The sequence below is a fragment of the Geodermatophilus sp. CPCC 205506 genome (assembly GCF_051383635.1).
Classification (GTDB): domain Bacteria; phylum Actinomycetota; class Actinomycetes; order Mycobacteriales; family Geodermatophilaceae; genus Geodermatophilus.
The window spans coordinates 1-633 of the sequence record NZ_JALPKP010000131.1 but is presented as its reverse complement, the minus strand read 5'-3'; the positions used below and the strand labels follow the sequence as shown (position 1 = coordinate 633).

Sequence of the window (633 nt, the reverse complement as noted above, 5' to 3'; positions counted from 1 at the left end):
ACCGCATGAGCCTCTTCATCACCTGCCCGGTCGAGAGCGTCGAGCGCGCGACCGCCTTCTACACCGCCCTCGGCTGGACGCTCAACGCCGAGATGTCCGATCACAACGTGTCGTGCTTCGCGATCGCGCCCGAGCAGTACGTCATGCTCGGCAGCCGCGAGATGTACGCGAGCGTCGGCGGCGTCGACGAGCTGGTCGGCGGACCCCACACGCCCTCGAAGGTCACGGTCTCGTTCGACCTCGGCAGCCGCGAGGCGGTCGACGAGCTCGCCGAGCGCGCCGGCGCCGCCGGCGGGCGGATCGGTGACACCGACGACTACCCCTTCATGTACCAGCGCCAGTTCGACGACCCCGACGGCTACCACTACTCGCCGTTCTGGATGAAGCCGGACGCCGATCCGACCGCGTGAGCGACCTCGCCGCGGCCCTCGACATCGTCGGAGCACGGTGGGCCCTGCTCGTCGTGGAGCGGCTGCTCGACGGGCCGCAGCGCTACGGCGATCTGCAGCGCGACCTCGGAGTGCCGACGAACATGCTCGCGACCCGCCTGCGCGAGCTCGAAGCGGCCGGCGTACTGACCCGTCTGCCGCTCCGGCACAACACCCGGGCCTACGCGCTGACCGATCGCGGGCT

General features: G+C 70.6%; 2 protein-coding genes. Both read left to right on the top strand.

Features of this window, described 5'->3' with window-relative positions; translation table 11 throughout:
• A partial coding sequence (locus MY520_RS27950; RefSeq protein ID WP_436695958.1) for a VOC family protein occupies window positions 1–410 on the top strand: 410 nt, incomplete at its 5' end.
• A partial coding sequence (locus MY520_RS27945) for a winged helix-turn-helix transcriptional regulator (RefSeq protein WP_436695957.1) occupies window positions 407–633 on the top strand: 227 nt, incomplete at its 3' end. The genes MY520_RS27950 and MY520_RS27945, both read left to right, overlap by 4 nt.